The sequence below is a fragment of the Streptomyces mutabilis genome, from assembly GCF_046628145.1.
GTDB lineage: Bacteria > Actinomycetota > Actinomycetes > Streptomycetales > Streptomycetaceae > Streptomyces > Streptomyces mutabilis.
The window spans coordinates 6787395-6812590 of sequence record NZ_CP176874.1 but is presented as its reverse complement, the minus strand read 5'-3'; the positions used below and the strand labels follow the sequence as shown (position 1 = coordinate 6812590).

The 25196-nt window shown below is 72.2% G+C and carries 24 protein-coding genes; 6 read left to right on the top strand and 18 right to left on the bottom strand.

Annotated elements, in window-relative coordinates; genetic code table 11:
* Positions 1 to 2 precede the first annotated feature (2 nt).
* From hpnH to ACLIN4_RS30370, 15 genes are all read right to left on the bottom strand, one after another.
* Positions 3 to 1025, bottom strand: coding sequence for an adenosyl-hopene transferase HpnH (gene hpnH, locus ACLIN4_RS30440; RefSeq protein ID WP_100048392.1), 1023 nt, complete (start codon positions 1023 to 1025; stop codon positions 3 to 5).
* Positions 1026 to 1031: 6 nt separating this feature from the next.
* Positions 1032 to 1673 (bottom strand): 1-hydroxy-2-methyl-2-butenyl 4-diphosphate reductase, encoded by a 642-nt coding sequence (locus ACLIN4_RS30435; protein ID WP_107479454.1) that lies wholly within the window; start codon positions 1671 to 1673, stop codon positions 1032 to 1034.
* Positions 1673 to 3766 (bottom strand): squalene--hopene cyclase, encoded by a 2094-nt coding sequence (shc, locus tag ACLIN4_RS30430; RefSeq protein ID WP_107479455.1) that lies wholly within the window; start codon positions 3764 to 3766, stop codon positions 1673 to 1675. Before shc ends, ACLIN4_RS30435 begins: the two co-directional genes overlap by 1 nt.
* Before the next feature lie 118 nt (positions 3767 to 3884).
* Positions 3885 to 4949: a polyprenyl synthetase family protein gene (locus ACLIN4_RS30425; RefSeq protein WP_179342656.1), complete on the bottom strand. Its 1065-nt coding sequence runs from the start codon at positions 4947 to 4949 to the stop codon at positions 3885 to 3887.
* Positions 4950 to 5017: 68 nt separating this feature from the next.
* Positions 5018 to 6454, bottom strand: a complete 1437-nt coding sequence (gene hpnE / locus ACLIN4_RS30420; RefSeq protein ID WP_289907662.1) for a hydroxysqualene dehydroxylase HpnE — start codon at positions 6452 to 6454, stop codon at positions 5018 to 5020.
* A complete protein-coding gene (locus ACLIN4_RS30415) occupies positions 6451 to 6609 on the bottom strand; it encodes a DUF6380 family protein (RefSeq protein WP_411576445.1) in 159 nt (52 codons plus the stop codon). Before ACLIN4_RS30415 ends, hpnE begins: the two co-directional genes overlap by 4 nt.
* A complete protein-coding gene (hpnD, locus tag ACLIN4_RS30410) occupies positions 6609 to 7559 on the bottom strand; it encodes a presqualene diphosphate synthase HpnD (RefSeq protein ID WP_179342655.1) in 951 nt (316 codons plus the stop codon). The genes ACLIN4_RS30415 and hpnD overlap by 1 nt, the downstream gene beginning before the upstream one ends.
* Positions 7556 to 8458 (bottom strand): squalene synthase HpnC, encoded by a 903-nt coding sequence (hpnC, locus tag ACLIN4_RS30405; protein WP_107479458.1) that lies wholly within the window; start codon positions 8456 to 8458, stop codon positions 7556 to 7558. The genes hpnD and hpnC overlap by 4 nt, the downstream gene beginning before the upstream one ends.
* Before the next feature lie 358 nt (positions 8459 to 8816).
* On the bottom strand, positions 8817 to 9596 hold the full coding sequence (locus ACLIN4_RS30400; RefSeq protein WP_043377576.1) for an ABC transporter ATP-binding protein: 780 nt from the start codon (positions 9594 to 9596) through the stop codon (positions 8817 to 8819).
* A complete protein-coding gene (locus tag ACLIN4_RS30395) occupies positions 9589 to 10518 on the bottom strand; it encodes an ABC transporter permease (protein ID WP_100048384.1) in 930 nt (309 codons plus the stop codon). Before ACLIN4_RS30395 ends, ACLIN4_RS30400 begins: the two co-directional genes overlap by 8 nt.
* 117 nt (positions 10519 to 10635) lie before the next feature.
* Positions 10636 to 11508, bottom strand: coding sequence for a glycosyltransferase family 2 protein (locus ACLIN4_RS30390; RefSeq protein WP_411576792.1), 873 nt, complete (start codon positions 11506 to 11508; stop codon positions 10636 to 10638).
* A gap of 8 nt (positions 11509 to 11516) precedes the next feature.
* On the bottom strand, positions 11517 to 12296 hold the full coding sequence (locus ACLIN4_RS30385; protein WP_107479460.1) for a CDP-alcohol phosphatidyltransferase family protein: 780 nt from the start codon (positions 12294 to 12296) through the stop codon (positions 11517 to 11519).
* A complete protein-coding gene (locus ACLIN4_RS30380; protein WP_269957408.1) occupies positions 12274 to 13335 on the bottom strand; it encodes an iron-containing alcohol dehydrogenase family protein in 1062 nt (353 codons plus the stop codon). The genes ACLIN4_RS30385 and ACLIN4_RS30380 overlap by 23 nt, the downstream gene beginning before the upstream one ends.
* On the bottom strand, positions 13323 to 14075 hold the full coding sequence (locus ACLIN4_RS30375) for a sugar phosphate nucleotidyltransferase (RefSeq protein ID WP_107479461.1): 753 nt from the start codon (positions 14073 to 14075) through the stop codon (positions 13323 to 13325). The genes ACLIN4_RS30380 and ACLIN4_RS30375 overlap by 13 nt, the downstream gene beginning before the upstream one ends.
* The gene (locus ACLIN4_RS30370; RefSeq protein WP_307651778.1) at positions 14072 to 15925 is read right to left on the bottom strand and encodes a DUF5941 domain-containing protein; all 1854 of its coding nucleotides are present in this window, start codon (positions 15923 to 15925) and stop codon (positions 14072 to 14074) included. The genes ACLIN4_RS30375 and ACLIN4_RS30370 overlap by 4 nt, the downstream gene beginning before the upstream one ends.
* Before the next feature lie 465 nt (positions 15926 to 16390).
* Here ACLIN4_RS30370 and ACLIN4_RS30365 point away from each other — a divergent pair, with 465 nt between their 5' ends.
* Positions 16391 to 17329 carry a cation diffusion facilitator family transporter gene (locus tag ACLIN4_RS30365; RefSeq protein WP_100048380.1) on the top strand — a complete coding sequence of 313 codons (939 nt, stop codon included), beginning with the start codon at positions 16391 to 16393 and terminating at the stop codon, positions 17327 to 17329.
* A 299-nt stretch (positions 17330 to 17628) separates the two neighbouring features.
* Entirely contained in the window at positions 17629 to 18222 is a 594-nt protein-coding gene (gene idi, locus ACLIN4_RS30360) for an isopentenyl-diphosphate Delta-isomerase (RefSeq protein ID WP_043377593.1), read from the top strand.
* Positions 18223 to 18228: 6 nt separating this feature from the next.
* Here the strand turns inward: idi and ACLIN4_RS30355 are convergent, their stop codons facing one another.
* Positions 18229 to 18681 carry an ATP-binding protein gene (locus tag ACLIN4_RS30355; RefSeq protein WP_100048379.1) on the bottom strand — a complete coding sequence of 151 codons (453 nt, stop codon included), beginning with the start codon at positions 18679 to 18681 and terminating at the stop codon, positions 18229 to 18231.
* A 205-nt stretch (positions 18682 to 18886) separates the two neighbouring features.
* On the opposite strand from ACLIN4_RS30355, the gene ACLIN4_RS30350 reads away from it, so the two are divergent.
* Positions 18887 to 19654, top strand: coding sequence for an enoyl-CoA hydratase/isomerase family protein (locus ACLIN4_RS30350; RefSeq protein ID WP_107477175.1), 768 nt, complete (start codon positions 18887 to 18889; stop codon positions 19652 to 19654).
* Here the strand turns inward: ACLIN4_RS30350 and ACLIN4_RS30345 are convergent.
* Both ACLIN4_RS30345 and ACLIN4_RS30340 read right to left on the bottom strand, forming a co-directional pair.
* The gene (locus ACLIN4_RS30345) at positions 19641 to 20276 is read right to left on the bottom strand and encodes a DJ-1/PfpI family protein (protein ID WP_289907659.1); all 636 of its coding nucleotides are present in this window, start codon (positions 20274 to 20276) and stop codon (positions 19641 to 19643) included. The genes ACLIN4_RS30350 and ACLIN4_RS30345 overlap by 14 nt on opposite strands.
* A gap of 38 nt (positions 20277 to 20314) precedes the next feature.
* Positions 20315 to 21277 (bottom strand): GlxA family transcriptional regulator, encoded by a 963-nt coding sequence (locus ACLIN4_RS30340; RefSeq protein ID WP_289907658.1) that lies wholly within the window; start codon positions 21275 to 21277, stop codon positions 20315 to 20317.
* Between the two features lie 126 nt (positions 21278 to 21403).
* Here ACLIN4_RS30340 and ACLIN4_RS30335 point away from each other — a divergent pair, with 126 nt between their 5' ends.
* The 3 genes from ACLIN4_RS30335 to ACLIN4_RS30325 all read left to right on the top strand — a co-directional run bounded on the left by ACLIN4_RS30335 (position 21404) and on the right by ACLIN4_RS30325 (position 25020).
* Positions 21404 to 22273, top strand: a complete 870-nt coding sequence (locus ACLIN4_RS30335; protein ID WP_289907657.1) for an SCO6745 family protein — start codon at positions 21404 to 21406, stop codon at positions 22271 to 22273.
* Between the two features lie 139 nt (positions 22274 to 22412).
* The gene (locus tag ACLIN4_RS30330; RefSeq protein WP_257101505.1) at positions 22413 to 22544 is read left to right on the top strand and encodes an LPFR motif small protein; all 132 of its coding nucleotides are present in this window, start codon (positions 22413 to 22415) and stop codon (positions 22542 to 22544) included.
* A 115-nt stretch (positions 22545 to 22659) separates the two neighbouring features.
* Positions 22660 to 25020, top strand: coding sequence for a Tex family protein (locus ACLIN4_RS30325; RefSeq protein WP_107477171.1), 2361 nt, complete (start codon positions 22660 to 22662; stop codon positions 25018 to 25020).
* The last annotated feature ends 176 nt before the right edge of the window (positions 25021 to 25196 follow it).

The following is a 25196-nucleotide window of genomic DNA, read 5'->3' as shown; positions in this document are numbered from 1 at the left end:
CGTCACTCCCGGTTCGACGAGACGGTCTCGCGCATGGCGCGCAGGGACTCCTTGAGCGAGCCCATGGTGGCCAGGACGGCGGTGGGCTCGTAGCCGCAGTGCGCCATGCAGTTGGCGCAGCGCGGGTCCTTGCCGCGGCCGTACTTGTCCCAGTCGGTCTCCTCGATCAGTTCCCGGTACGTCGGGACGTAGCCGTCGCTCATCAGGTAGCAGGGGCGCTGCCAGCCGAAGAGGGAGTAGTTCGGGATCGCCCACGCCGTGCAGGGGAAGTCGACCTTGCCCTCGAGGAAGTCGAGGAACAGCGGGGAGTGGTTGAGCCGCCAGCGGGCCCGGTTGCCGCCCGCGAATGCCTTCTTGAACAGCTCGCGGGTCTGCTCCACGCCCAGGAAGTGCTCCTGGTCGGGCGCCTTCTCGTAGGCGTAGGCCGGCGAGATCATCATCTCGTCGACCTTCAGGTCGTCGTTGAGGAAGTTGAGGACCTCGACGATGGTCTGCGGGGTGTCGGTGTTGAAGAAGGTCGAGTTGGTGGTCACCCGGAAGCCGCGCCGCTTGGCCTCCTTGATGGCTTCCACGGCCTCGTCGAACACGCCCTCCTTGGCCACGGACTCGTCGTGCCGCTCACGCAGCCCGTCGATGTGCACCGCGAAGGCGAAGTAGGGCGAGGGCTTGAACTTGTCCATCTTCTTGCGCATGAGCAGGGCGTTGGTGCAAAGGAAGACGTACTTCCTCTTGGCCACCAACTGGCGCACGATCTCGTCGATCTGAGGGTGCATCAGCGGCTCGCCGCCGGCGATGGAGACCATCGGCGCACCCGATTCGAGCACCGCCCCCACGGCCTGCGCGACCGGCATGCGCTGCTTGAGCACCCCGGCGGGGTGCTGGATCTTGCCGCACCCCTCGCACTTCAGGTTGCAGGCGAAGAGCGGCTCCAACTCCACGATGAGCGGAAACTTGTCCCGTCGGCGGATCTTCTGTTCGGCCAGGTATGTAGCGACCTTGATGGACTGACGCAGCGGCATGGCCATCTGGGCTCACCTCCGGGGGAGCGGCAAAGATCGGTGCCATTCGAAGAATGCGGGAAGAACGGATCGAAGAACGCGGAAAGCCGATATTCCACCGCGCACCGTGCCGATCCGGACGAGTTCGTGTTCTGGAGCGTCCACTACCACCCGGACGGCCGCAACGGGGCGCGCGGCCGTCCGGACGGCGCTCAGGAGCGTCGCCGCGGACTCCATGTCGACGGCGATCGCGCCGGTCGCGAGCAGGTCGGCGCGTTCGGGTCCGCGGACGACGTGGTCGGATCCGGTCAGCGGCCCGGTATGCACGGTGCGCCGGGGAAGGGCCCGTGCGAGTTCCTTCACGAGCCGGTCGGTGCCGACGCACCCGACCGTCCCGCGCGGGTCCCGGGTCTCCTCGGCGACGACCAGGTCGCCGGGGTGCATGCCGGGCGCGAGTCCCGCGCAGAAGCCGGTGGCCAGCACGGCGGCACCGTCCAGGGCCGGGTCGGCGAGGACCCGGCCCACCGAGCGCTCGGCCGCCCTGGGGCCCATGCCCGTACGCAGGACGGTGACCGGCCCGCCGGCGCCACCGCGGTCGCCGGTGCGCAGGGCGAGGTGCTCGATGCCGAGCGCGCAGGCGATCAGCAGCGGGGACGGGCCGGTCTGCGGGGTCATCAGCTGCCCTTCACCTCGGCGGCGGACGTCTCGGTGGAGGGCTGCGCGGCGAGGACGGCGGCCTGCCCGACGTCGGTCCGCTCCGCGCCGGACTTCTTGGCTCCCGCCTTCTTGGCGAAGGGTTCTCCGTGCACGTACCGGCCGAGCGCGGTGAGCGGGAAGACCTGCCGGTAGAGGTGGTAGTTGATGGAGAAGTCCCAGGGGAAGCCGGTTCCGGTGAAGTAGGGCTCGTCCCAGGAGCCGTCCTCCCGCTGGGTGGCGGCGAGCCACGCGATGCCGCGTTCGACCGCCTTGGACTCGCGCTCCCCCGCCGCCAGCAGGGCCATCAGCGCCCAGGCGGTCTGCGAGGCGGTCGAGGCGCCCCGGCCGCTCCACTCCCTCACGTACCGGTAGGAGCGCAGGTCCTCGCCCCAGCCGCCGTCGTCGTTCTGCACGGACTCCAGCCACGACACCGCGCGGCGGATCGCCGGGTGCGAGGCGGGGATTCCGGCGGCGGTCAGGGCGGGCACGACGGAGCCGGTGCCGTAGACGTAGTTGACGCCCCACCGGCCGAACCACGAGCCGTCCGCCTCCTGCTCGGCCAGCAGCCACTGGATCCCGCGCCGGGTGCGCGGATCGTGGGTGAGGCCCTCCACGGCGAGCATCTCGACGACGTGCGCGGTGACGTCGGCGGACGGCGGGTCGATGACCTCACCGAAGTCGCAGAAGGGCAGCCGGTTCGGGAAGGGGCTGGTGTTGTCGACGTCGAAGGCGCCCCAGGCGCCGTTCTTCGACTGCATGCCGAGGTTCCACCGGACCCCGCGGCCGATGGCCTTCTCCACCCGCTCCGGGTCGTGGTGCCGGACCCGGCGCAGGGCGAGGACGACCTCGGCGGTGTCGTCGATGTCGGGGTAGTTGTCGTTGTGGAACTCGAACGCCCAGCCGCCGGGCGGGAGTCCGGGCCGCTTCACCGACCAGTCGCCGGGGCGGACGATCTGCTCGCCGAGCATCCAGTCGGCGGCCTTCACCAGCTGCGGGTGGTCGGCGGGCACGCCCGCGTCGGCCAGCGCGATGGTGGCCAGGCAGGTGTCCCACACCGGGGACTGGCAGGCCTCGATCATCCGGGCCCCGTCCTCGCGCCACACGGCGAACCGGTCCAGCGACTCCAGGCCGGCCCGCATCACGGGGTGTTCGAGGTCGTAGCCGAGCAGGTAGAGCGCGATGACCGAGTACACGGCCGGCGGCTGGATGCCGCCCCAGCACCCGTCGTTCTCCTGGCGCTCGATGATCCAGCGGGCGGCGGTGTTCATCGCGGCCCGGCGCAGCCGGCGCGGGGCGACCCTGCGGTAGGCGTGCAGGGCCTTGTCGATGCGCTGGAAGGCGCCGTCCCAGCTCGCCGCCGGGGCCAGGGGCTTGGGCGGGTTGGGGAGGGCCGGGTCGGTGTGCAGCTCGTCCAGGGGGAAGGGCGCGGGGCGCACCGGGCGCTTCGCCGAGACGATGGTGAGCGGCACGATGGTCTGCCGGGCCCAGCAGCCGAAGTCGTAGATGTTGAGCGGCACCCAGGTGGGGAAGTAGATCAGCTCGGGCGGGAGTTCGGGCAGGTCGTCCCACTTCCACCAGCCGAACAGGGCGAGCCAGATCCGGGTGAAGACGCGGGAGGCGGCGATGCCGCCGCGGGACCGGATCCACTCGGAGGCCCGTGCCATGTGCGGCGCGTCGGGTGCGTCGCCGGCCAGGCGGAGGGCGACGTAGGCCTCGATGGTGGTGGAGAGTTCGCCTGGGCCGCCGTAGAAGGTGGCCCAGGTGCCGTCCTCGCGCTGCTCTCCGCGGATGAAGAGGGCGGCGGCCCGCGTGGTGTCCTCGTCGAGGATGCCCAGGAACTGGCGCAGGAGCAGGTCCTCGGCGTCCATCGTGACGTTCGTCTCGAGGTCGCCCTTCCACCAGCCCTCGGCGTCCTGCCGGGAGAGCAGGTAGTCCGTGGCGCGCCGGGTGGCGCGGGCGGCGGCTTCTGGTACCCCGGCCGCCGTGTCGGGGATGGTGATGTCGTCTTCGCTGGCCGCGGCTGCCAGGGGCTTGAGGGTCGCCCCGGTGCTTCCGTCGGTCGTCGCTGTCATGGCTTCCCCTTCGTGCAGTGTGCATACGGTGCGTCTGCTGTGGGTCCGCCGTCGGCCGGTGCTCGTGTACCTGCGGCACCGGCCGGCGACTACGCGAGGGCTATTCGACCGATAGTGATCATCTCTTTCGTACGACGACGAAGTCCGCGAGCGCGGTGAACATGTCCCGCACCCGGTCGGGCATGTCGACGGCGTCGAGGGCTTCGATGGCGATGGTGTGCTGGCGACGCGCCTCGTCGGCGGTCCACTCCCGCCCGCCCGCTTCCTCGATGAGGGCGGCGCGGGCCGCGAACTCCTCCTCGGAGAAGTTCGCGAAGTCACTGGTCTTGGCGTCGGCGGCGAGGATCTCACCGAGCCGTTCGGAGGCGGGGCCGCCCGCCGCGAGGGCTGCCACCACCGGGAGGGACTTCTTGCGCTGGCGCAGATCGCTCCAGGCCTGCTTGCCGGTGGCGTCCGGGTCGCCCCAGATGCCGAGCAGGTCGTCGACGGCCTGGAAGGCGAGGCCCAGGTGGTAGCCGTACCTCTCCAGGATGTCGGCGGTGTGCTCGTCGGCGCCGCCGAGGACCGCGCCGATGGAGCTGGCGGAGGCGATCAGGGCGCCGGTCTTGTTGCCCTCCATCTCCAGGCACTCCTCGACGCTGACGCGGTCGCGGTGTTCGTAGGAGATGTCCTGGGCCTGACCGTCGATCAGGGAGCGGGACGCCTTGGTCAGTCGGCGGGTGGCGCGGCCCGCCTCGACGGTCCCGAGCTCCAGCAGCACCTCGTTGGCGAGGGCGAACAGGGCGTCGCCGACCAGGATGGCCTGGGCGGGGCCGTGCACCTTCCAGACCGTGTCGCGGTGGCGGCGCTGCTCGTCGCCGTCCATCAGGTCGTCGTGCAGGAGGGAGAAGTTGTGCACCAGCTCCACGGCCACCGCGCCGGGGACGCCGATCTCGGGCGCGGCGCCGGTGACCTCGGCGGAGAGCACCGCGAGGGCGGGGCGCACGGCCTTGCCGCCGTCGCCGTCCGCGGGCCTGCCCTGGGCGTCGATCCAGCCGAAGTGGTAGGCGGCGACGGTGTCCATGGGAGGCGCCAGACGGTCTACGGCCGCCCGCAGTACCGGCGTGGCCAGGGTCCGGCCGCGCTCCAGGAGCGCGGTCACGTCCACCGTGGTCCGTCGGTCGGCCGTCGGGGCCGGGGGCACAGTGGGCACAGTCTTTCCTCCAGTTGCGGTGCCGGGAGCGCGGGAGTCGGTGCCTCGCGGATCGGTTTTCATGCCGCCTCCTCGAAGAAGTCGGGGAGGAGGCCGCGGGACCGGCCCAGGGCGCCGAGAGCGGCGCCCGCCGCTGCGACACCGCTGCGAACCGCGCTCTCCATGGTCGCGGGCCACCCGGTGGCGGTCCACGCTCCGGCCAGGTAGAGGCCGGGTGCCTTGGTGCGGGCGCCGGGCCTGAGACGGCCGACGCCGGGGGCGGGAGCGAAGGTCGCGGCGCGCTCCCTGGTCACGAAGAAGTCCCTCACCTCGGCGCCCCGGGCGCGGGGCAGCAGTCGCTCCAGCTCGGGCAGGTACCGCTCGCGCAACGCGGCCACGGGCTCGTCGATCTCGTTCTGCGCGGTCGACTGCGACAGCGCCAGGTACTGGCCCTCCCTCAGCCCGGAGGCCTCGGTGCGGTCGAAGACCCACTGCACCGGGGTGCCGAGCGCTGTGAGGAACGGCGTGGCGAGCACCTTCCGGTCGTAGATCACGTGGATGTTGAGGATCGGCGCGGTGCCGATCTCCAGCAGGTTCTCCGGGGCGTCGAGCGCGCCGTCGGGCAGCAGACCGTGCGCCTCGCGCTGCGGTACGGCGAGGACGACCGCGTCCGCCCCCAGCGTCTCGCCGGGAACCTGAACGCTCCAGCCGCCGTTCTCGTTCATACGGATGGAGGTGACGCGTGTACGGACCTCGGTACGGACGCCCGCGGAGTCGAGCTCCTTGCGGGCCAGCCGGTCGTGCAGTTCACCCAGCGGGACGCGGGCCCAGCCGATGTCGGCCGCGCCCGGGTCGGACAGCAGACCGGTCTTGAACACCATCGCGGCGAGCCCGAGCGAGGCGTCGCCCGCGACCGCGTTGAGGGTGGCGACCCCGACCAGGTCCCACAGGGCTTCGACGGCGCGCGCCGACTGGCCGTGCGCGGCCAGCCAGCTGCCGAAGTCCTGCGTGTCCAGGGCCGGATCGGCGAGGTCGAGCCCCTTGAGCGCGAGCGCGGCCCGCCCGACGCTCGCGCGTTCGGCGAGCGAGAGGTGCGGGTACGTGGCGAGGCTGCGCCCCAGGTGGAGGGGGACGGGCAGCGCGTCGCGCCGCAGCCTGCCGAGCCGCCGTCCCTCGGGCCGGGCGAGGTCGACGACGGGCACGTCGAGACGTTCCTGCACGGGAGCCAGTGCCGCCCCGCCGACGCGGTCGAGGAACCAGCGGTAGGCGGTGCAGCAGCGCAGGTAGACGTGCTGGCCGTTGTCGACGGTGAGGCCACCGCGCTGGAAGGAGAAGGCGAGCCCGCCCAGACGCGGACGCCCTTCGAGCAGGGTGACGCGCACCCCGGCGTCGGCGAGCGCGAGCGCGGCGGTCACACCGGCGAGGCCGCCGCCGACCACGACGGCGTGTCCGCCCGGACGGAGGGCGGAGACGTCCGCGAGCTGCCCGCCGTCGCGCGTGCCGTTGCCGTGCGTCATGGTGCGCCCTTCCGTGTCCGGTCGCCGTGGTGCTTGAACGGCGTACGGCAGACCGTCTCAGTCAGGGACGCCGCCCGCCACCGGAGGGTTGCCCGCCGTACTCCGCCGGCCGCTTCGCCCTCGTCCGGCGTGTCGATTGTGCCGGGTGTGTCCATCAGGCGCGCCTCCTGACGGCCCGCCGGGTGACGTGCCGGGTGTCGAGCCCGGACAGGCCGCGCACCGCAACGTACGCCTTCTCGCGTCCGGGAAGCGAGACCCGGCCGCGCAGCACCGCCTCGGGGTCGCGCTCGATGCGGTCCAGGAGGCGGCGGTAGATGCCGGCCATGGCGGCCACGCAGGCGCCGCTGCGCCGGTCGAGCATGGGAAGCAGCCGGTAGCCCTCGGCGAAAAGGGCGCGGGCCCGACGCACTTCGAAGTGCACGAGGCCCGCGAAGTCGGAGCCCTCGGGCGGTTTCGGTCCGCTGAATCCGGCCGAGCAGCCGAACTTGGCGAGGTCGTCGGCGGGCAGGTAGGTGCGCCCGTCCTCGGCGTCCTCGCGGACGTCCCGCAGGATGTTGGTGAGCTGGAGCGCGAGCCCGAGCGTGTCGGCGTACTCGGGCGCGCGCTCGGCGCCGCGCGCCCCCGGTTCGGTGCCGAAGACGCCGAGCGAGAGTCGGCCGATGGCTCCGGCCACGCAGCGGCAGTAGACCTTCAGGTCGTCCCAGGTCTCGTAGCTCTCGCCGCGCAGGTCCATCTGGACGCCGTCGATCAGTTCGTCGAGGCCGCCGAGCGGGATGGGGAACCGCCGGGCGGCGTGCGCGAGGGCGACGGCGACGGGGTCGGTGTCGTCCTCCTCGACCGCGCCCTCGTGGATGCGGGCGAGCGTCGCGCGGGCCTCCTCCAGCCGGGCGACCTTGACGTCGGCGGCCAGCTCTCCGTCGCCGATGTCGTCGACCCGGCGCGAGAACGCGTACAGCGCCGACATCGCGCGGCGCTTGGGCGCCGGCAGCAGCCGGATGCCGTAGGCGAAGTTGCGGGCCTGCTGTCCGGTGACGGTCTCGCAGTAGCTGTAGGCGGCGAGCACCGGTGCCGACGCGTGCGCTGACGACTCCACGGCCTGGATCACCCCTCTCCTCGCAGGGTCAGGCCCACTTCGCGCAGCAAGTGGGCCTTGCCGGGCTTGGGCGGGCCGGGAAGTACGTCGTGATCGGCGGCGGCGATCGCCCGCAGGGCCGCCCTGCCACCCGCCACGAACCCCGCGAGCAGCAGGCGCAGCCTGCCCCGGACGCTGCCCACCAGCGGGGCGCCCTCGCTCAGCAGGTCGCGGGCGCGCTGGGCCTCGAAGGCGACCAGGGCGCGCACCGAGGCGTTCGCGGTGGGCGCGGCCAGGTCGGCCTCCTGGACGTGGAAGCGCTTCATGTCCTCGGCGGGGAGGTAGATCCGGTCCCGGGTCAGGTCCTCGGCCACGTCCTGGAGGTGCTCGACGATCTGCAGGGCGGTGCAGATCGCGTCAGAGCGGCGGATCCGTTCGGGCGTCGAGGTGCCGGTGACGGCGAGGACGAGCCGGCCCACGGGGTTGGCGGACAGCTCGCAGTAGGCGAGGAGGTCGTCGTAGGTCTCGTACCGGCCGACCAGCTGGTCCTGGCGGTTGGCGGCGATCAGGCCGAGGAAGGGCTCGGGGGTGAGCGAACGGCGGCGTACGGTCGGCCGCAGGCGCAGCAGCAGCGGGTGGCGGGGGGTGCCGTCGAAGACGCGGCGCAGGTCTTCCTCGAAGGCGTCCAGCATCGCCAGCCGGTCGTCGGCGTGCTCCTCGGGGACGCCGAGGAGGCGGGCGTCGGCGCCGCCGGGGGCCAGGTCGCCGTCGCCGATGTCGTCGACGAGGCGGGCGAAGCCGTAGACGGCCATGAGGTCGGTGCGCCAGTCGCGGGGCAGGAAGAAGGGGGCGACGGGGAAGTTCTCGTCCGCGGCCTTGGCGAGGGTGCCGCGCTCCGGGTCGACGGCCCGTGCCGTGTCGGTGACCGTCATCGCGGGCTGCCCTGGGCGGAGACGGCGCACGCTTCGCGGAGGTGGGGAGTTTCCGTAGCCATTGCCGTCACATCTCCCGTTCTACACTGCCGACCCAATTCACACTATTTCGGACACGCCGCCCGGCCGCCCGTGCGGCAGGCCCGCTCGTGGGTGTCGGGCATTATCGCCCCATGTGCCGCGTTTCGGGACCGGTCCAGCTTACGTTGTACAACGCACGAGGGTCCGCCGGGGTCCTCCGTGCGTCACAACAACACACCGATTGACTTCAAGATTCCTGAGAACGCCAGGAGTTGACGCTTCCTTTGCAGACGCGGGCCCCGCCGGAGCAGTTCCGGCGGGACTCCGGCGTGTCGGGCTACTTGCCCGTGAACTTCTCGTACTCCTTGAGCACCTCGTCGGTCGGGCCGTCCATGCGCAGCTCGCCGCGCTCCAGCCACAGCACGCGGTTGCAGGTGTCCCGGATGGACTTGTTGTTGTGGCTGACCAGGAAGACGGTGCCCGCCTCCTTGCGCAGCTCCCGGATGCGCTGCTCGGAACGCGTCTGGAATTTGCGGTCACCGGTGGCCAGCGCCTCGTCGATCATCAGGACGTCGTGGTCCTTGGCGGCCGCGATGGAGAAGCGCAGGCGGGCGGCCATGCCGGAGGAGTAGGTGCGCATCGGCAGGGTGATGAAGTCGCCCTTCTCGTTGATCCCGGAGAAGTCGACGATGTCCTGGTAGCGCTCCTTGATCTGCTCGCGGGACATGCCCATGGCCAGCCCGCCGAGGATGACGTTGCGCTCGCCGGTCAGGTCGTTCATCAGGGCCGCGTTCACCCCGAGCAGGGAGGGCTGGCCGTCGGTGTAGACCTTGCCCCGCTCGGCGGGCAGCAGGCCGGCGATGGCCCGCAGCAGGGTCGACTTGCCGGACCCGTTGGAGCCGATGAGGCCGATGGCCTCGCCCCGGTAGGCGGTGAAGGAGACACCGCGCACGGCGTGCACCTTGCGCACGCCCCGTTCCTCGCCGCGCTTCAGCATCCTGCTGAGCGCGGCGGTCGCGCTGCCCTTGCCGGTCTTGGCGCCGTTGACGCGGTAGACGATGTGCAGGTCGTCCGCGATGACCGTCGGGACCCGCGCGCCCTGTTGCTGCTCAGCCACGGCCGTACCTCTCCTCCGCCTTCCAGAAGTACACGAAGCCGCCCACGGCGAGGACGGCGGCCCAGCCGAGCGCCACCGCCCACACGTGCGGCGGCAGGTTCTCGGAGCCGTACCCGTCGATCAGCGCGAAGCGGATCAGGTCCATGTAGACGGCGGCCGGGTTCCACTGGAGCACGTCGGCCAGCCAGGCCGGCTTGTCCTCCAGCATGATCGGGATGGAGAACATCACGCCGGACGCGTACATCCAGGTCCGCATGATGAACGGCATCAGCTGCGCCAGGTCCGGTGTCTTGGCCCCCATCCGGGCCACGATCAGCGCCAGCCCCATGTTGAAGAGGAACTGCAGGACCAGCGCCGGGACGACCAGCAGCCAGGACAGCGAGGGATAGCTGCCGAAGCCGATCACCACCGCGAACAGCACGATCATCGATGCCAGCAGCTGCTGGAGCTGCTGGAACGCGAACGAGATGGGCAGCGAGGCGCGGGGGAAGTGCAGCGCCCGCACCAGGCCGAGGTTGCCGGAGATCGCGCGGACGCCCGCCATCGCGGAGGACTGGGTGAAGGTGAAGACGAACACACCCGTCACCAGGAACGGGATGTACACGTCCTTGTCCATGCCGCGGCCCGCGTTCAGGATCAGGCCGAAGATCAGGAAGTAGACGAGCGCGTTCAGCAGCGGCGTGGCCACCTGCCACAGCTGGCCGAGCTTGGCCTGGCTGTACTGGGCGGTCAGCTTCGCCTGGGAGAAGGCGAGGATGAAGTGGCGCCGCCCCCAGAGCTGACGGACGTACTCCGCGAGGGACGGTCGGGCACCGCTCACGGTCAGCCCGTGCTTGGCGGCGAGCTGGGCCGCCGTGAGGCCCTCGTCGGGCGACACGGGCTCGGTCGTGGCGACCGCGCCTTCGTGCGTTGTCTCACTCACTAGTGGATACTTTCGTCTTCGTCCGTGCGTGCCCGGTACGGGCTCGGCACGGTCCTGTCGGCCTCGGAGGGGTCCGGTCGGACCCGGTGGGGCCGGAAGCCCTCGGGTACGAGCTTGTCAGATCACGGGAGGCCGGCCCAGCCGGGTCAGCCGCCACACCGTACGCCACCTCATGGGCCGGCGAGGACCGCAGGGGGTGGCCCAGCCCTCGCGGAAGCCGCCGAACCAGGCTTTCAGGGCCGGGCGCGAGGGGCGGCGCAGCAGCGTGAGCAGCATCCACACCCCGAGGTAGACCGGGACGAGGAGCGCGGGGAGGTTGCGGCGGGCGAGCCAGACGCGGTTGCGGGCGACCATGCGGTGGTAGACCGCGTGCCGCGAGGGCGCGGTCGTGGGGTGGTTCAGCACCATGTCGGCGCGGTAGTCGATCATCCAGCCGGCGTCGAGGGCCCGCCAGGCCAGGTCGGTCTCCTCGTGGGCGTAGAAGAACGCGTCGGGCAGGCCGCCGACCTGGGCGAGGACGCGGGTGCGGACGGCGTTGGCGCCGCCGAGGAAGGTGGTGACCCGGGAGGAGCGCATCGGGTCGGAGGCGCGCAGCCTCGGCACGTGCCGCCGCTGGGTCTCGCCGGTGTCCGGGTCGGCGATGCGGAAGCTGATGATGCCGAGGTCGTCGTCGGCCGCGAAGGCCTGCCGGCACAGCTCGGCGGTGTCGGTGCGGGCGAGCAGGCCGTCGTCGTCGAGGAAGAGCAGGATGTCGACGTCCCGGCCGCCCGGGCCGAAGGCCTCGATGCCGACGTTGCGCCCGCCGGGGATGCCCAGGTTCTCGGGCAGCTCGACCGTGCGCACGCCGGTCGGCACCTCCGGGACGGGCGAGCCGTTGCCGACCACGACCACCTCGACCGGGTCGCCGTCCTGCTTGGCGACCGAGTCGAGCAGGGCCCGCAGCTCGTCGGGGCGGTTGCCCATGGTGATGACGACGGCGCCGACCTTCATGGCGCCGCTCACTTCAGCCTGCTGGAGGCGAGGACGGAGACCAGGTGCAGCAGGGTCTGCAACAGCGCGATGCCCGCGAGTACGGCGGTGCCGAGCCGGGTGAAGAACAGGTCTCCGCGGCTCGCGTCGACTATGGCGAGGACCAGGATGAGCAGCGACGCCTCGATGCCGAGGATCAGCCGGTGGAACTTGAGCGCCCCGGCGGCCCGGCGGGCCAGCGCCATGCCGGAGGAGCGGATCTCGGAGGCGGACTCCTTGACCGGGGCCATCCCGGCCTGGTGCCGGGCGACGCCGACCAGGTCGGTCTCGGCCTTGATCAGGATGGCGCCGAGGGCGGCCAGGGTGCCGAGGAAGGCCCACAGCCAGTCGATCCGGCCGGTGCCCCAGATGTCGGCGGCGCGCAGGCCGAGGCCGACCAGGACCGCGGCGTCGGTCAGGTAGGCGCCGACGCGGTCGAGGTAGACGCCGCCGAGGGAGTACTGCTTCTTCCAGCGCGCGACCTCGCCGTCGACGCAGTCCAGCAGCAGGTAGAGCTGGACCGCCACGACGCCGAGCACGGCGCCCGTGATGCCCGGCACCAGCAGGGCCGGGGCCGCGAGCACGCCGCAGACGGTCATCAGGTACGTGAGCTGGTTGGGCGTGATCCTGGTGTTCACCAGGTAGCGGTCGATCCGCAGCGAGACCTCACGCATGTAGAGGCGTCCCGCCCAGTGCTCACCGCTGCGCCGGTCCTTGACCCCGGCGGGGTGGACGACCGGACGTAGTTCAGCTACCGATGGCCTTGACATAGTCGGCGTACAGGTCCTTGATCTGGTCGGTTTTCAGGTCGAGGTGCTCGAGGATCGTGTAGCGGCCGGGCCGCGTCTGCGGGGCGAACTCCACGGCCCGGACGAACTCGTCCGGCGTGAACCCGATCTCCTCGGACAGCACCGGCAGTCCGTGCCGGCGCAGCACCGAGGCCATGTGGGCGGACTCCTCGTGGGCCCCGCGCAGGTACATCGCGAAGGCCGCGCCCAGGCCGCACTGCTCGCCGTGGGCGGCGGCGCGGGTGGGGTAGAGCAGGTCGAAGGCGTGGTTGATCTCGTGGCAGGCGCCGGAGGCGGGCCGCGAGTCACCGGAGACCGACATGGCGATGCCGGTCAGGACCAGGCCCTCGGCGAGGACCTGGAGGAAGTCGTTGTCGCCGACGCCGCCGGGGTGCCGGAGCACGGCCTCGCCCGCCTGGCGGGCCATCGCCGCGGCCAGGCCGTCGATCCGCTCGCCCTTGACGCGGTTGGCCAGCTCCCAGTCCGCGATCGCGGAGACGTTGGAGACCGCGTCCCCGATGCCGGCGCGGACGAACCGCACCGGGGCCTCGCGGATGACGTCCAGGTCGATGACGACCGCGATCGGGTTCGGGACGCCGTAGGAGCCGCGGCCCGCGTCGTTGTCGAGGGTGGCGACCGGCGAGCACAGGCCGTCGTGCGCGAGGTTCGTGGGCACGGCGACCAGCGGCAGGCCGACGCGCGCCGCGGCGAACTTGGCGCAGTCGATGATCTTGCCGCCGCCGAGGCCGACGACCGCGTCGTAGTGGCCGCCCTTCATGGCACCGGCCAGCTTGATCGCGTCGTCCAGGGTGCCGCCGCCGACCTCGTACCAGTCGGCGCCGGGCAGGGACGGGGCGACGCGCTCGCGCAGCCGGGCGCCCGAGCCGCCGCTGACGGCGACGGCGAGCTTGCCCGAGTGGGAGATGCGCTCGTCGGCGAGCACACATCCCAGGTCGTCGAGGGCACCCGCGCGGATGTCCACGACGACCGGCGACGGGATGAGCCTCGTCAGTACTGGCACGCGATCTCCCGGCCCTTGGCGAGGTCGTCGTGGTTGTCGATCTCGACCCACTTGACGTCGCCGATCGGTGCCACGTCGATCTTGAAGCCGCGGTCGACCAGCTCCTGGTAGCCGTCCTCGTAGTAGAGCTGCGGGTCGCGCTCGAAGGTGGTCTTCAGGGCGTCGGCCAGGTCGGCGGCGGCCTCGCCCTCGATGAGGGTGACGCCGATGTACTCACCGGTCGCCTCGGCGGGGTCCATGAGCTTGGTGATGCGCTGGACGCCCTTGTCGGGGTCGACGACGACCTTCATCTCCTCGTCGGCGAGGTTCTTCACCGTGTCGAGGGCGAGGATGATCTTCTTGCCGTCGCCGCGGGCGGCGAGCAGGGTCTTCTCGACGGAGACCGGGTGGACGGTGTCGCCGTTGGCGAGGATCACGCCGTCCTTGAGGGCGTCACGGCCGCACCACAGGGAGTAGGCGTTGTTCCACTCCTCGGCCTTGTCGTTGTCGATGAGGGTGAGCTTGACGCCGTACTTCTGCTCCAGCGCCTCCTTGCGCTCGTACACGGCCTCCTTGCGGTAGCCGACGATGATCCCGACCTCGGTCAGGCCGACCTCGGCGAAGTTCGCCAGGGTCAGGTCCAGCACCGTGATGCTGTCCTCCGCCCCCTCGGGGCCGACCGGCACCAGTGCCTTGGGCAGGGTGTCGGTGTAGGGGCGCAGACGCCGGCCGGCGCCGGCCGCCAGCACGAGGCCGATCATGCGGTTTCTCCTTCGTCGTGTACGGCGGGTGCGCCGCCCTTGTGGGCGGCGACCCAGAAGCGGATGCTCTCGACGAGCACCACGAGTGCCACGGCCACGGCGAGGACCGTGAGCGCGAGCTTGAACTGTGTGGCGGTGAGCAGCACGGCGAGCACGGTGATCACCAGCGTGCGGCCCTCGTGCCCCCCGATCGTCCGCACCAGCCACGCGGGCGGCGCGCCCGCACCGCCGCGGATGCGGTAGACCGTGTCGTAGTGATGGTAGGCGACCGCGGCCACCAGCCCGAAAGCCGCCGGAAGGGCGCCGTTCACGTCCGCTTTCGCCGCCAGTACCAGGACGGTGCCGTACTCGGCGGCGCGGAAGAAGGGCGGGACCAGCCAGTCGAGGGCGCCCTTGAGGGGGCGCGCGACGGCGAGGGCGGAGGTCAGGACGTGGGCGACCGCGGCGACGAGCGGCCAGGGGCCCCCGAAGTCGGTGAGCGCGGCCGTGGCGACGACGGCGAGGCCGCCGAGCAGGGCGACGGCCGGGGCGGTGAAGCCGGGCAGGCGGCGGGCCGGCTTCCCGAAGCCCTTGGCGGCGGCCTCGGCGAGCGGTCCCGAGTCCGCCAGGTCGGCCAGCGCCTTCGCCGCCCGGTCCGTCCTCGTCGCCTTCCGGGTCAGCGAGCGCAGCACCCGGCCGGCCGTGGTGTACGTCGCGGCGAAGGCGCAGCCGATCAGCAGCGCGTAGAAGGTGATCCGCGGGGTGGCGACGGCGGTGAGTACGGCGATCATGGCCCAGCGTTCGCCGATGGGCAGGACGATCATGCGGCGCACCCAGACCGTCCAGCCGACGCTGTCGAGCCGGTCGGAGAGGGCGGCGGTGGGGCTGGTGTTGGCGGCGGCGTCGTGGTTGGCCTCGTTGAAGGAGAAGTCGACGACGTGCCGGCAGGTCTGGAGGACCATCGCGCCGAGGGCGAGGGCCCACACGTCGTCGCCGCCGCGGGCGGCGCCGAGGGCGAGGCCCGCGTAGTAGGCGTACTCCTTGGCGCGGTCGAAGGTGGCGTCCAGCCAGGCGCCGAGCGTGGAGTACTGCAGGGAGTAGCGGGCGAGCTGCCCGTCGGTGCAGTCGAGGACGAAGGAGGCGATGAGCAGCACGCCGGCGGCGACGAAGCCGCCGCGGGTGCCGGTGGCGGCGCAGCCCGCCGCTATGAGCGCGGTGATCAGCGAGGCGGTGGTGACCTGGTTGGGGGTCAGTCCGCGGCGTGCGCACCAGCGGGCGATGTAGCGGGAGTACGGGCTGATGAAGAAGGTGGTGACGAAGCCGTCGCGGGCCTTGACGGCCGACTTCAGACGTACGGCCTCGTCGTCCACGGCGGCGACGGCCTGCCGGGCCTCGTTGCGGGCCTGCGGGTCGGCGGGGACGGTGGCGACGAGGCTGCCCAGCTCGGGCCGGTGCACGTCGGCGCCGTCGGCGTCGAGGGCGGCGGTGATGCGGTCGGCGAGGCTGTCGGCGTCTCCCGCGTACGGCTCGGTCCGCGCGAGGGCGGCCCCGTGTGCGGTGCCGCCGGCCGCGGAGTGCTCCCGGGCCATGGCGCGGGTCAGGGCCTGGCGGGCCTCCGGCTGAGCGGTCACCGCACCCGGGATCGCGGCGAGCGGGAAGCGCGGGTCGGTGAGACCGAGGCGCAGGGCGTGCACGTGGCCGACGAAGCGGGTGTCGACCACCGCGACGCGCTCCCCGGCCGGCACCCGGGCCAGCGCCGCCTCGGTGTCGGCGGCGTCCGGGGCGAGCTCCACGTCGAAGCCCAGGGACCGCAGCTCGCTCTCGATCGACGAACCGGGGACCAGCTGACCGGTGAGGATGGCGGTCGACAACCGAACTCACTCCCTGGGTGCCGACACCGGAGCGTCGGTCCTGTACATGGTGGGGCGCCCGCGCCTGCGGCACCCGGGCGGCATGTCGGCCGAGGTTATCGGATGCCGGGAACGCCGTGTTCACCGCCTGTTTCACGGACGGTCGACGTCACTTGCACCCGCCTTGGCCGCGATCATCATCGTGGATGCGGGGCCCGCCCCACAAACCGCGCCCCCAGAGCGGACATCCCGGGCATCGCGCAGGGTCTACAGGCGTGCGCCCTGCGTCAGGGCCGCCTCCCCGCAGCCGCCCGCCGGCCTCCTCCGGACGGACCCCGCACGCCACTTCGAACGCCCTGACCTGCACACCGTTTCCGCAGGTCAGGGCACATGACAACGGTGTTCAGTGCCGCGTTGCCCGATACCCCCTACCCGTAGTTCACTGTGGTCCGACGCCGGACGACCGACACGGAGAGGCGGCTTCCCATGGGGGCTGGGCACGATCACGGCCACGCGCACGGGGCGCGCGGCGGCGGGACGGCGAGCGCCGCGTACCGGGGCAGGCTCCGGGTGGCGCTGGCGATCACCGTCTTCGTCATGGTCGTCCAGATCGTCGGCGGCCTGCTCGCCGACTCGCTCGCCCTGGTCGCCGACGCGGCGCACATGGCCACCGACGCGCTGGGCCTCGGCATGGCGCTGCTGGCCATCCACTTCGCCAACCGGCCGCCGAGCGACCGGCGGACCTTCGGGTACGCCCGCGCGGAGATCCTGGCCGCCCTGGCCAACTGTCTGCTGCTGCTCGGGGTCGGGGGTTACATCCTGTTCGAGGCGGTCGAGCGGTTCGTCACGCCCGCCGGTACCGACGGCGGGCTGGCCGTCGTCTTCGGCGTGATCGGCCTGGTCGCCAACATGGTGTCGCTCACCCTGCTGATGCGGGGGCAGAAGGAGAGCCTCAACGTGCGCGGCGCCTTCCTGGAGGTGGCGGCCGACGCGCTGGGCTCGCTGACCGTGATCGTCTCCGCGCTGGTGATCCTGGCCACCGGCTGGCAGGCGGCCGACCCGATCGCCTCGCTGGTCATCGGCCTGATGATCGTGCCGCGCACGGTACGGCTGCTGCGCGAGACGCTGGACGTGCTGCTGGAGGCCGCGCCCAAGGACGTCGACATCGCCGAGGTGCGCGCCCACATACTGGCGCTGGACGGCGTCGAGGACGTGCACGACCTGCACGCCTGGACTATCACCTCGGGCATGCCGGTGCTGTCGGCGCACGTGGTGGTCAGCGGCGAGGTGCTGAGCGCGATCGGCCACGAGAAGATGCTGCACGAGTTGCAGGGCTGCCTGGGCGACCACTTCGACGTGGAGCACTGCACCTTCCAGCTGGAGCCCGGCGGGCACGCGGAGCACGAGGCCAGGTTGTGCCACTGAACCCGCCCGGCCCCGGTGAGCGGGACCAGGGGGCGCCCGCACAGGGGGTGCGCGCCGTGGAGTGCGGCCGCCCGCCGCCCGAGCGCCTCCCGTCCTCCGCCCCACCCTTCCGGGACACGTTCCCGACGGTTCCCGGACCGCGCCGCCGGGAATGATCAACCCTCGGGCCCCTCCTCGGCGTCCGACCGGTCAGACCGCCACCCGCCCGCCGCGCGGGACATGCGGAGTGCCGGGAAGTGCCGAGAGTGCCGGATTCGTACGGCACACTTGGGGCGCGAGGACCGAGTTGAAGGATGGGTATGCCGATCACTCCTGCCACCGAGACGCACAGTTCGTCGAACGGCACCGCGGACGCGATCTTGCTGGAACTGGTCGACGAGCACGGTGTGACGATCGGCACCGCGGAGAAGCTCTCCGCGCACCAGCCGCCGGGACGGCTGCACCGCGCCTTCTCCGTGTTCCTCTTCGACGAGCGGGGCCGGCTGCTGCTCCAGCAGCGGGCGCTGGGCAAGTACCACTCCCCCGGTGTGTGGTCCAACACCTGCTGCGGTCACCCCTACCCCGGTGAGGCGCCGTTCGCGGCGGCGGCCCGGCGGACGTACGAGGAGCTGGGCGTCTCCCCCTCGCTGCTCGCCGAGGCGGGCACGGTGCGCTACAACCACCCCGACCCGGCCTCCGGGCTGGTGGAGCAGGAGTACAACCACCTCTTCGTCGGCCTGGTGCAGGCCGGGCCGCGGCCCGACCCGGAGGAGGTGGCCGAGACGGCCTTCGTGGACCCGGCCGAGCTGGCCGAGCGGCACGCGAAGGACACCTTCTCGGCGTGGTTCATGACGGTGCTGGACGCGGCCCGGCCCGCCGTCCGGGAGCTGACGGGCCCGTCGGCCGGGTGGTGAGCGGCCCTACCGCAGGGCGTGCTTGAGCGGCAGGGCGACCCAGATCACCTTGCCGCCGCTCGGCGTGTGGGCCACGTCGCAGGCTCCGCCCGCCTCCCGGGTGATCTCCCGGACCAGCAGCAGCCCGCGCCCGCCCGTCTGCCCGTGGTCGGCCTCCAGTGCGGTCGGGCGGTAGGGGTGGCTGTCCTCCACGGACACCCGCACCCACTCGGGGCCGACGGCGACCTCCACGGCGAGCACCGGCGACAGCACCGCCGCGTGCCGGACGGCGTTCGTGACCAGCTCCGAGACGATCAGCAGCAGTCCCTGCGTCACGTCGTCGGAGACCGGCACGCCCTGGCGCACCAGCAGGTCCCGCACGGCGTGCCGCGCCTGCGGGACCGACGCCTCCACGGCGGGGGCGGTGAACCGCCAGACGCCTTCGTACGGCAGCGGCCCGGCGGGCCCGGTCTCGTCCATCGTCCGGTCGCCACCCCTGGGCTCGATTGTGACCACACCCCTGAGTGTTGGTAACGCGTCGCTCCGTTCCGGATGTCTGAACACAAGTCAGCTGGTATCGAACGGTTCTGACCGTTGGCGTATGACACGGTCAGTTGTGGGACCGTTCCTGTCCCGCTCCTACCGCCCGTACGAACCCAACGGGTCGGCGGATAGCATCCGGCCCATGGAGCCCCAGCTGCGCCACCGGGTCGCCGACTCGGTCGCGACCGTCGTCGTCCACCACCCGGCCAAGCGCAACGCCATGACGGCGGCGATGTGGCGGGCGCTGCCGCCGCTGCTCGACGCCCTGGCCGGCGACCCGGCGGTGCGGGCGCTGGTGCTCACCGGTGAGGGCGGCACGTTCTGCGCGGGGGCCGACATCTCGACTTTGCGGGAGTCCGCGGAGGAGGCGCAGGGGCTCGCGGTGCGCGCCGAGGAGGCCATGGCGGCCTTCCCCAAGCCGACGCTGGCGGCGGTCCGCGGTCACTGCGTGGGCGGCGGGGCGCAGTTGGCGGTGGCCTGCGACCTGCGGTTCGCCGAGGAGTCGGCGCTGTTCGGGGTGACTCCGGCCAAGCTCGGGGTCGTCTATCCGGCGTCCTCGACCCGGCGGCTGGTCGGCCTGACCGGACCGTCCGCCGCCAAGTACCTTCTGTTCTCCGGAGAGTTGATCGACGCCCGGCGTGCGTTGCGCACCGGCCTGGTCGACGAGGTGCTGCCGGAGGGGAAACTCGGCGAGCGGGTGGCGGAGTTCGCCCGTGTTCTCGCGTCCCGGTCGCGGCTGACCCAGGCCGCGGCGAAGGAGTTCGCGGACGGGCGTACCGACCGTGACGCGTACTGGACAGCGCAGGCACGCGGCAGCGGCGACCTCGCGGAGGGGGTCGCCGCCTTCCTGGAGCGCAGACAGCCGAGCTTCGGCTGGGACGTGCCGGGGAACGCGCCTACGTCAGGATGAACCGGCTCCCGCTCCGGAACTCCTCGACGAGGTGCGCGGGAGCCTTGTCGGGCGAGCCCGCGTCGTAGGGCGGCTGCGGATCGTACTCGGTCAGCAGCTGGACCGCCCGCGCGTGGTCGTCGCCGGCGATCCGGCCGAGCAGGGTCAGGCCCATGTCGATGCCGGAGGAGACGCCGGCCGCGGTGACGTACTTGCCGTCGGTGACCACCCGTTCCCCGGTCGGTTCGGCGCCGAACCGCTCGAGGAAGTCCAGGGCCAGCCAGTGCGAGGTGGCGCGGCGGCCCTCCAGGAGTCCCGCGGCGGCGAGCAGCAGGGAGCCGGTGCACACGGAGGTCGTCCAGGTGCTGGTGGCGTCGGCGGTGCGCAGCCAGTCCAGCAGGGTCTCGTTCTCCATCTGCGGGCTCTGGCCGGGACCGCCGGGGACGACGACGATGTCCGGGGCCGGTACGTCGGCCAGGGTCCGGTCGGCGGTGAGCGCGAGGTTCCCGGTGTCGGTGCGCACCGGGCCCGCCTGTTCGGCGACGAAGACGGTCTCCGCGTCCGGGAGCCTGCCGAGGGTCTCGTACGGGCCCACGGCGTCCAGCGCGGTGAAGCGGTCGAAGAGGACGACGGCGATCTGCACGGGTTTCCTTCCGGTCGGTGTCGTGGTGGCAAGGGGACTCACTGGACGGGCGCCGGGCGGAAGCGGCGGCGGTACTCGGCCGGTGAGGCTCCGAGGCTTCTGACGAAGGCGCGCCGCATGGCCTCCGGCGTGCCGTAGCCGCTGACGCGGGAGACCTCCTCGATGCCGTCCCCGGTGTCCTCCAGCAGCCGGCGGGCGTGTTCCAGCCGGACCCGGTCGACGTAGCGGCCCGGTGTCGTGCCGGTCTCCGCCTGGAAGGACCGGGCGAAGTGGCGGGGCGAGAAGCCGGCACGGGCGGCGAGCGACTCGACGCTCAGGTCGGCCCCGGGATGCTCGGTGATCCACTGCTGGACCTCGCGCAGGGGCTCGCGCCGTGCGGTCTGTGCGGCCAGCTGTGCGCTGAACTGGGCCTGGTTGCCGGGCCGGCGCAGGAACACCACGAGGTGGCGGGCGACGGTCAGGGCCGCGTCCCGGCCCAAGTCCTCCTCGATCAGGGCGAGGGCGAGGTCGATGCCGGAGGTGACACCGGCGGACGTGGCGACGTGGCCGTCGCGGATGTAGATCGGGTCGGGGTCGACGTCCACGGCCGGGTGGTCGCGGGCGAGCCGGTCCGAGTACGCCCAGTGGGTGGTCGCGCGGCGGCCGTCCAGCAGCCCCGCCCGGGCGAGCAGGATCGCTCCCGTGCACACGGAGACCAGGCGCCGGGCGCGAGGGCCGTGCCCGCGCAGCCATTCGACCAGGTGCCGGTCGGGGCGCCGGGTGCCCTGACCACCCGGGACGATCAGGGTGTCCGGGTCCTCCGAGGCCGAGGTGAGGGCCTGGTCCGGTACGACGGTCAGACCGCTGGACGTGCGCACGGGCGCGCCGTCCAGCGAGGCCGTACGGATGCGGTACGTCCCCGGCGTGTGCTTCTCCGCTCCGGCGAAGACCTCCACGGGGCCGGTGACATCGAGGCTCTGGACGTCGTCGAAGAGGACGACCAGGACGGTTCGCTGCGCCATGGCGTCGATTCTTCGCCCGGCACCGGACGGCCGCAATGACGAGCACCCCACCTTTCCTGCCATGCCGCATACGGACGGAGAACGCGACCCTGGAGGACATACTGAGCGGTTGGTAACGTGCCGGGCATGACCACTGCCGCCATCGACGCACGCGCCGGCCGCCGCTGCCACAACGCGCTCAACTCACTGCATTCGACGCACTACTTCTCACCCGACACGGGCCGGGAACTGGGCGCTCTCGGGGTCACCGACCCCCGGGCGGTCAACTTCGCGGTGCGCGCCGCCGCGCTGGGTCCGGTCGGCGCCGGCACGGTGACGGCGACGTTCTACAACTACAAGCACGATCTCGTCGCCCGGCACGTGCCCGCCGTGTGGGAGACCGTCACCCCCGCGCAGGCGCTGGCGGCACGCGCGCGTGCCGTCGACTCGACCCTGCGCCGCCTGCTGGGCGAGGAGGCCCTGGGGTCCCCGGAAATGTCGGAGGCGGCCGGCCTGGCGCTGCGCGCCGCCGAGGGCTGCTCGCGCAGCGCGCGCCCGCTGTACTCGGCCCACGCCGACCTGCCCGTGCCCGAGGCACCGCACCTGGCGTTGTGGCACGCGGCGACCCTGCTGCGCGAGCACCGGGGCGACGGCCACCTCGCGGCGCTGGCGGCGGCGGAGCTCGACGGTCTCGAGGCGCTGGTGACGCACACCGCGACCGGCAAGGGCATGACACCGAAGTGGATCTTCAGTACCCGCGGCTGGAACCGGGAGGAATGGGAAGCGGCGACCGACCGGCTGCGCGGGCGCGGGCTCGTCGACGACGCCGGAGAGCTGACCGAGCGCGGGGTGGCGCTGCGCGACGGGATCGAGCGGGAGACGGACCGGCTCGACGCGGCCCCCTACGCGCACCTGGGACCGGACGGCGTGGCGCGCCTCACGGAGATCGCGACGGCCTTCGCCCGTACGGCACTCGGCGCGGGCGCCTTCCCCGCGGATCTGCTCGGCAAGCGCTGAGCGGGGGTTCGCGCGTCGCGGGTCACCGGTCTCACGTCGCGTGTCGCGGATCTCGGGCCGCCTGCGGGCATGCCGCGCCGATGAGGAGGTACCCGTACTCTCCCGGCCGGAGGGGCCGGGGAGACGAGAGGGGCTTTTCGTGTTCCGTGCCATCGCAGACGTACTGCGCCAGATCGGTGGCGCCATCGCCACCGTGGTGACGCTTCCCTTCCGGGCCCTGGCCCGGCTCTTCGGCGGCGCCTCGTCCGCCGGCCGCGGCCGCAGGGTGTGACACCGGCCGCGGTGCGACCCGGCCGCGACGGGCCCGGGTGCCGCCCTGATCCCCGATTGTCGGTGCCACCTGCCACAATTGCCGCGCAACCTCAGTGAGAAGGCGGTACGGGATCGTGACGACACCCGGGTCCAGCGCGTCCAGCGACGTGAGGTCCATCGAAGGCAGGATCGCCGAGGAACTCGGCGTGCGGGAGCGGCAGGTGAAGGCCGCGGTGGAGCTGCTCGACGGCGGCTCGACGGTGCCCTTCATCGCCCGCTACCGCAAGGAAGCGACCGAGATGCTCGACGACGCGCAGCTGCGCACGCTCGAGGAACGGCTGCGTTATCTGCGGGAGCTGGAGGAGCGGCGCACGGCGATCCTCGACTCGGTGCGCGAGCAGGGCAAGCTCACCGAGGAGCTGGAGGCGCGCATCCGGACGGCCGAGACAAAGGCCCGCCTGGAGGACATCTACCTGCCGTTCAAGCCGAAGCGGCGGACGAAGGCGCAGATCGCGCGCGAGGCGGGTCTCGAACCGCTGGCCGAGGGCCTGCTCGCCGACCCGACGGTGGACCCGTTGGCCGCGGCCGCCGCTTTCGTGGACGCGGACAAGGGCGTGGCCGATCCGCAGGCGGCCCTCGACGGTGCCCGCTCGATCCTCACCGAGAAGTTCTCGGAGGACGCCGACCTGATCGGCGAGCTGCGCGAGCGGATGTGGGGTCGCGGACGGCTCGCCGCCAAGGTGAAGGAGGGCAAGGAGGAGGCCGGCGCCAAGTTCGCCGACTACTTCGACTTCGCCGAGCCGTTCACCGAGCTGCCCTCGCACCGCGTCCTCGCCATGCTGCGGGGCGAGAAGGAGGGCGTGCTCGACCTCGTCCTGGAGCCCGAGGAGGCCACCGACGGCCCGTCCTCGTACGAGGGGATCGTCGCGAGCCGCTTCGGGATCGCCGACCGCGGCCGGCCCGGCGACAAGTGGCTGAAGGACACGGTCCGCTGGGCCTGGCGCACCCGCATCCTGGTGCACCTCGGCATCGACCTGAGGCTGCGCCTGCGCACGGCCGCCGAGGACGAGGCGGTGAACGTCTTCGCCGCGAACCTGCGCGACCTGCTGCTGGCCGCCCCGGCGGGCACCCGCGCGACGCTCGGCCTGGACCCGGGCTTCCGTACCGGCGTGAAGGTCGCCGTGATCGACGCGACCGGCAAGGTCGTGGCCACCGACGTGATCCACCCGCACGTCCCCGCCAACCGCTGGGACGAGGCGATCGCCAAGCTGGCGCGGCTCGCGAAGGAGCACGCGGTCGAGCTGATCGCGATCGGCAACGGCACGGCGTCCCGCGAGACCGACAAGCTCGCCGGAGAGCTCATCGCGAAGCACCCGGAGCTGAAGCTGACCAAGGTGATGGTGTCCGAGGCGGGTGCCTCCGTGTACTCGGCCTCCGCCTTCGCCTCGCAGGAGCTGCCGGACATGGACGTCTCGCTGCGCGGCGCGGTGTCGATCGCCCGCCGGCTCCAGGACCCGCTGGCCGAGCTGGTGAAGATCGACCCGAAGTCGATCGGCGTGGGCCAGTACCAGCACGACCTGTCCGAGGTGAAGCTGTCCCGCTCGCTGGACGCGGTGGTCGAGGACTGTGTGAACGGCGTGGGCGTGGACGTCAACACCGCGTCGGCGCCGCTGCTCGCCCGCGTGTCCGGCATCACCTCCGGGCTCGCCGAGAACATCGTCGCGCACCGGGACGCCAACGGGCCGTTCACGTCGCGGACCGAGCTGAAGAAGGTGTCGCGGCTCGGCCCCAAGGCGTACGAGCAGTGCGCGGGCTTCCTGCGGATCCGGGGCGGCAGCGACCCGCTGGACGCCTCCAGCGTGCACCCCGAGGCGTACCCCGTGGTGCGCAGGATGGTGAAGACCGCCGGGCAGGAGGTGGCCGGGCTGATCGGCAACACGTCCGTGCTGCGGTCGCTGAAGCCGGCGGACTTCGTGGACGAGACGTTCGGTCTGCCGACGGTCTCGGACATCCTGCGGGAGCTGGAGAAACCGGGGCGCGACCCGCGGCCTGCCTTCAAGACGGCCACCTTTAAGGAGGGCGTGGAGAAGATCTCCGACCTGTCGTCCGGGATGGTGCTGGAGGGGGTCGTCACGAACGTGGCCGCCTTCGGGGCGTTCGTGGACGTCGGTGTGCACCAGGACGGGCTGGTGCACGTGTCGGCGATGTCCAAGACGTTCGTGAAGGATCCGCGGGATGTGGTGAAGCCCGGGGACATCGTGAAGGTGAAGGTGCTGGACGTCGACATTCCGCGGAAGCGGATCTCGCTGACGCTGCGCTTGGACGACGAGGCCGCTGCGCAGGGGGCTCCTCAGCGGGAGCGGGGAGGTAAGCCGCCTCGGCAGCGGCAGCAGCGGTCCGGGGGTGCCGGCGGCGGGAAGGGACGCGGTTCGGCCGCCCCTGCGCCGTCGAACGGGGCGATGGCTGACGCATTGCGGCGGGCCGGGTTGGCGTAGGCGCCCGGAGGAGTGGGCGGGGGGCGGTGCGCAGCCCGGCGTTTGCGGGGCTGCGCACCGCCCCCACCCGTGCCGCCCCTCGGGGCACCTTCCAGGCCGTTCAGGCACTCGGGGAGGCACGACTGGCTCGGGAGGGGCCCCGGCATCCGAGGCCGGTGCCTGATCCACGAAGTTCC

What these genes read in the sequence shown, in the direction of transcription:
- idi (WP_043377593.1), top strand. Translation starts at nt 17,629, where the DNA reads ATGCCGATCACTCCTGCCACCGAGACGCACAGTTCGTCGAACGGCACC.
- ACLIN4_RS30335 (WP_289907657.1), top strand. Translation starts at nt 21,404, where the DNA reads ATGACCACTGCCGCCATCGACGCACGCGCCGGCCGCCGCTGCCACAAC.
- ACLIN4_RS30365 (WP_100048380.1), top strand. Translation starts at nt 16,391, where the DNA reads ATGGGGGCTGGGCACGATCACGGCCACGCGCACGGGGCGCGCGGCGGC.
- ACLIN4_RS30340 (WP_289907658.1), bottom strand. Translation starts at nt 21,277, where the DNA reads ATGGCGCAGCGAACCGTCCTGGTCGTCCTCTTCGACGACGTCCAGAGC.
- hpnC (WP_107479458.1), bottom strand. Translation starts at nt 8,458, where the DNA reads ATGACGGTCACCGACACGGCACGGGCCGTCGACCCGGAGCGCGGCACC.
- ACLIN4_RS30355 (WP_100048379.1), bottom strand. Translation starts at nt 18,681, where the DNA reads ATGGACGAGACCGGGCCCGCCGGGCCGCTGCCGTACGAAGGCGTCTGG.
- ACLIN4_RS30415 (WP_411576445.1), bottom strand. Translation starts at nt 6,609, where the DNA reads ATGGACACACCCGGCACAATCGACACGCCGGACGAGGGCGAAGCGGCC.
- ACLIN4_RS30390 (WP_411576792.1), bottom strand. Translation starts at nt 11,508, where the DNA reads ATGAAGGTCGGCGCCGTCGTCATCACCATGGGCAACCGCCCCGACGAG.
- ACLIN4_RS30435 (WP_107479454.1), bottom strand. Translation starts at nt 1,673, where the DNA reads ATGACCCCGCAGACCGGCCCGTCCCCGCTGCTGATCGCCTGCGCGCTC.
- ACLIN4_RS30375 (WP_107479461.1), bottom strand. Translation starts at nt 14,075, where the DNA reads ATGATCGGCCTCGTGCTGGCGGCCGGCGCCGGCCGGCGTCTGCGCCCC.
- shc (WP_107479455.1), bottom strand. Translation starts at nt 3,766, where the DNA reads ATGACAGCGACGACCGACGGAAGCACCGGGGCGACCCTCAAGCCCCTG.
- hpnE (WP_289907662.1), bottom strand. Translation starts at nt 6,454, where the DNA reads ATGACGCACGGCAACGGCACGCGCGACGGCGGGCAGCTCGCGGACGTC.
- ACLIN4_RS30350 (WP_107477175.1), top strand. Translation starts at nt 18,887, where the DNA reads ATGGAGCCCCAGCTGCGCCACCGGGTCGCCGACTCGGTCGCGACCGTC.
- hpnH (WP_100048392.1), bottom strand. Translation starts at nt 1,025, where the DNA reads ATGGCCATGCCGCTGCGTCAGTCCATCAAGGTCGCTACATACCTGGCC.
- ACLIN4_RS30385 (WP_107479460.1), bottom strand. Translation starts at nt 12,296, where the DNA reads ATGTCAAGGCCATCGGTAGCTGAACTACGTCCGGTCGTCCACCCCGCC.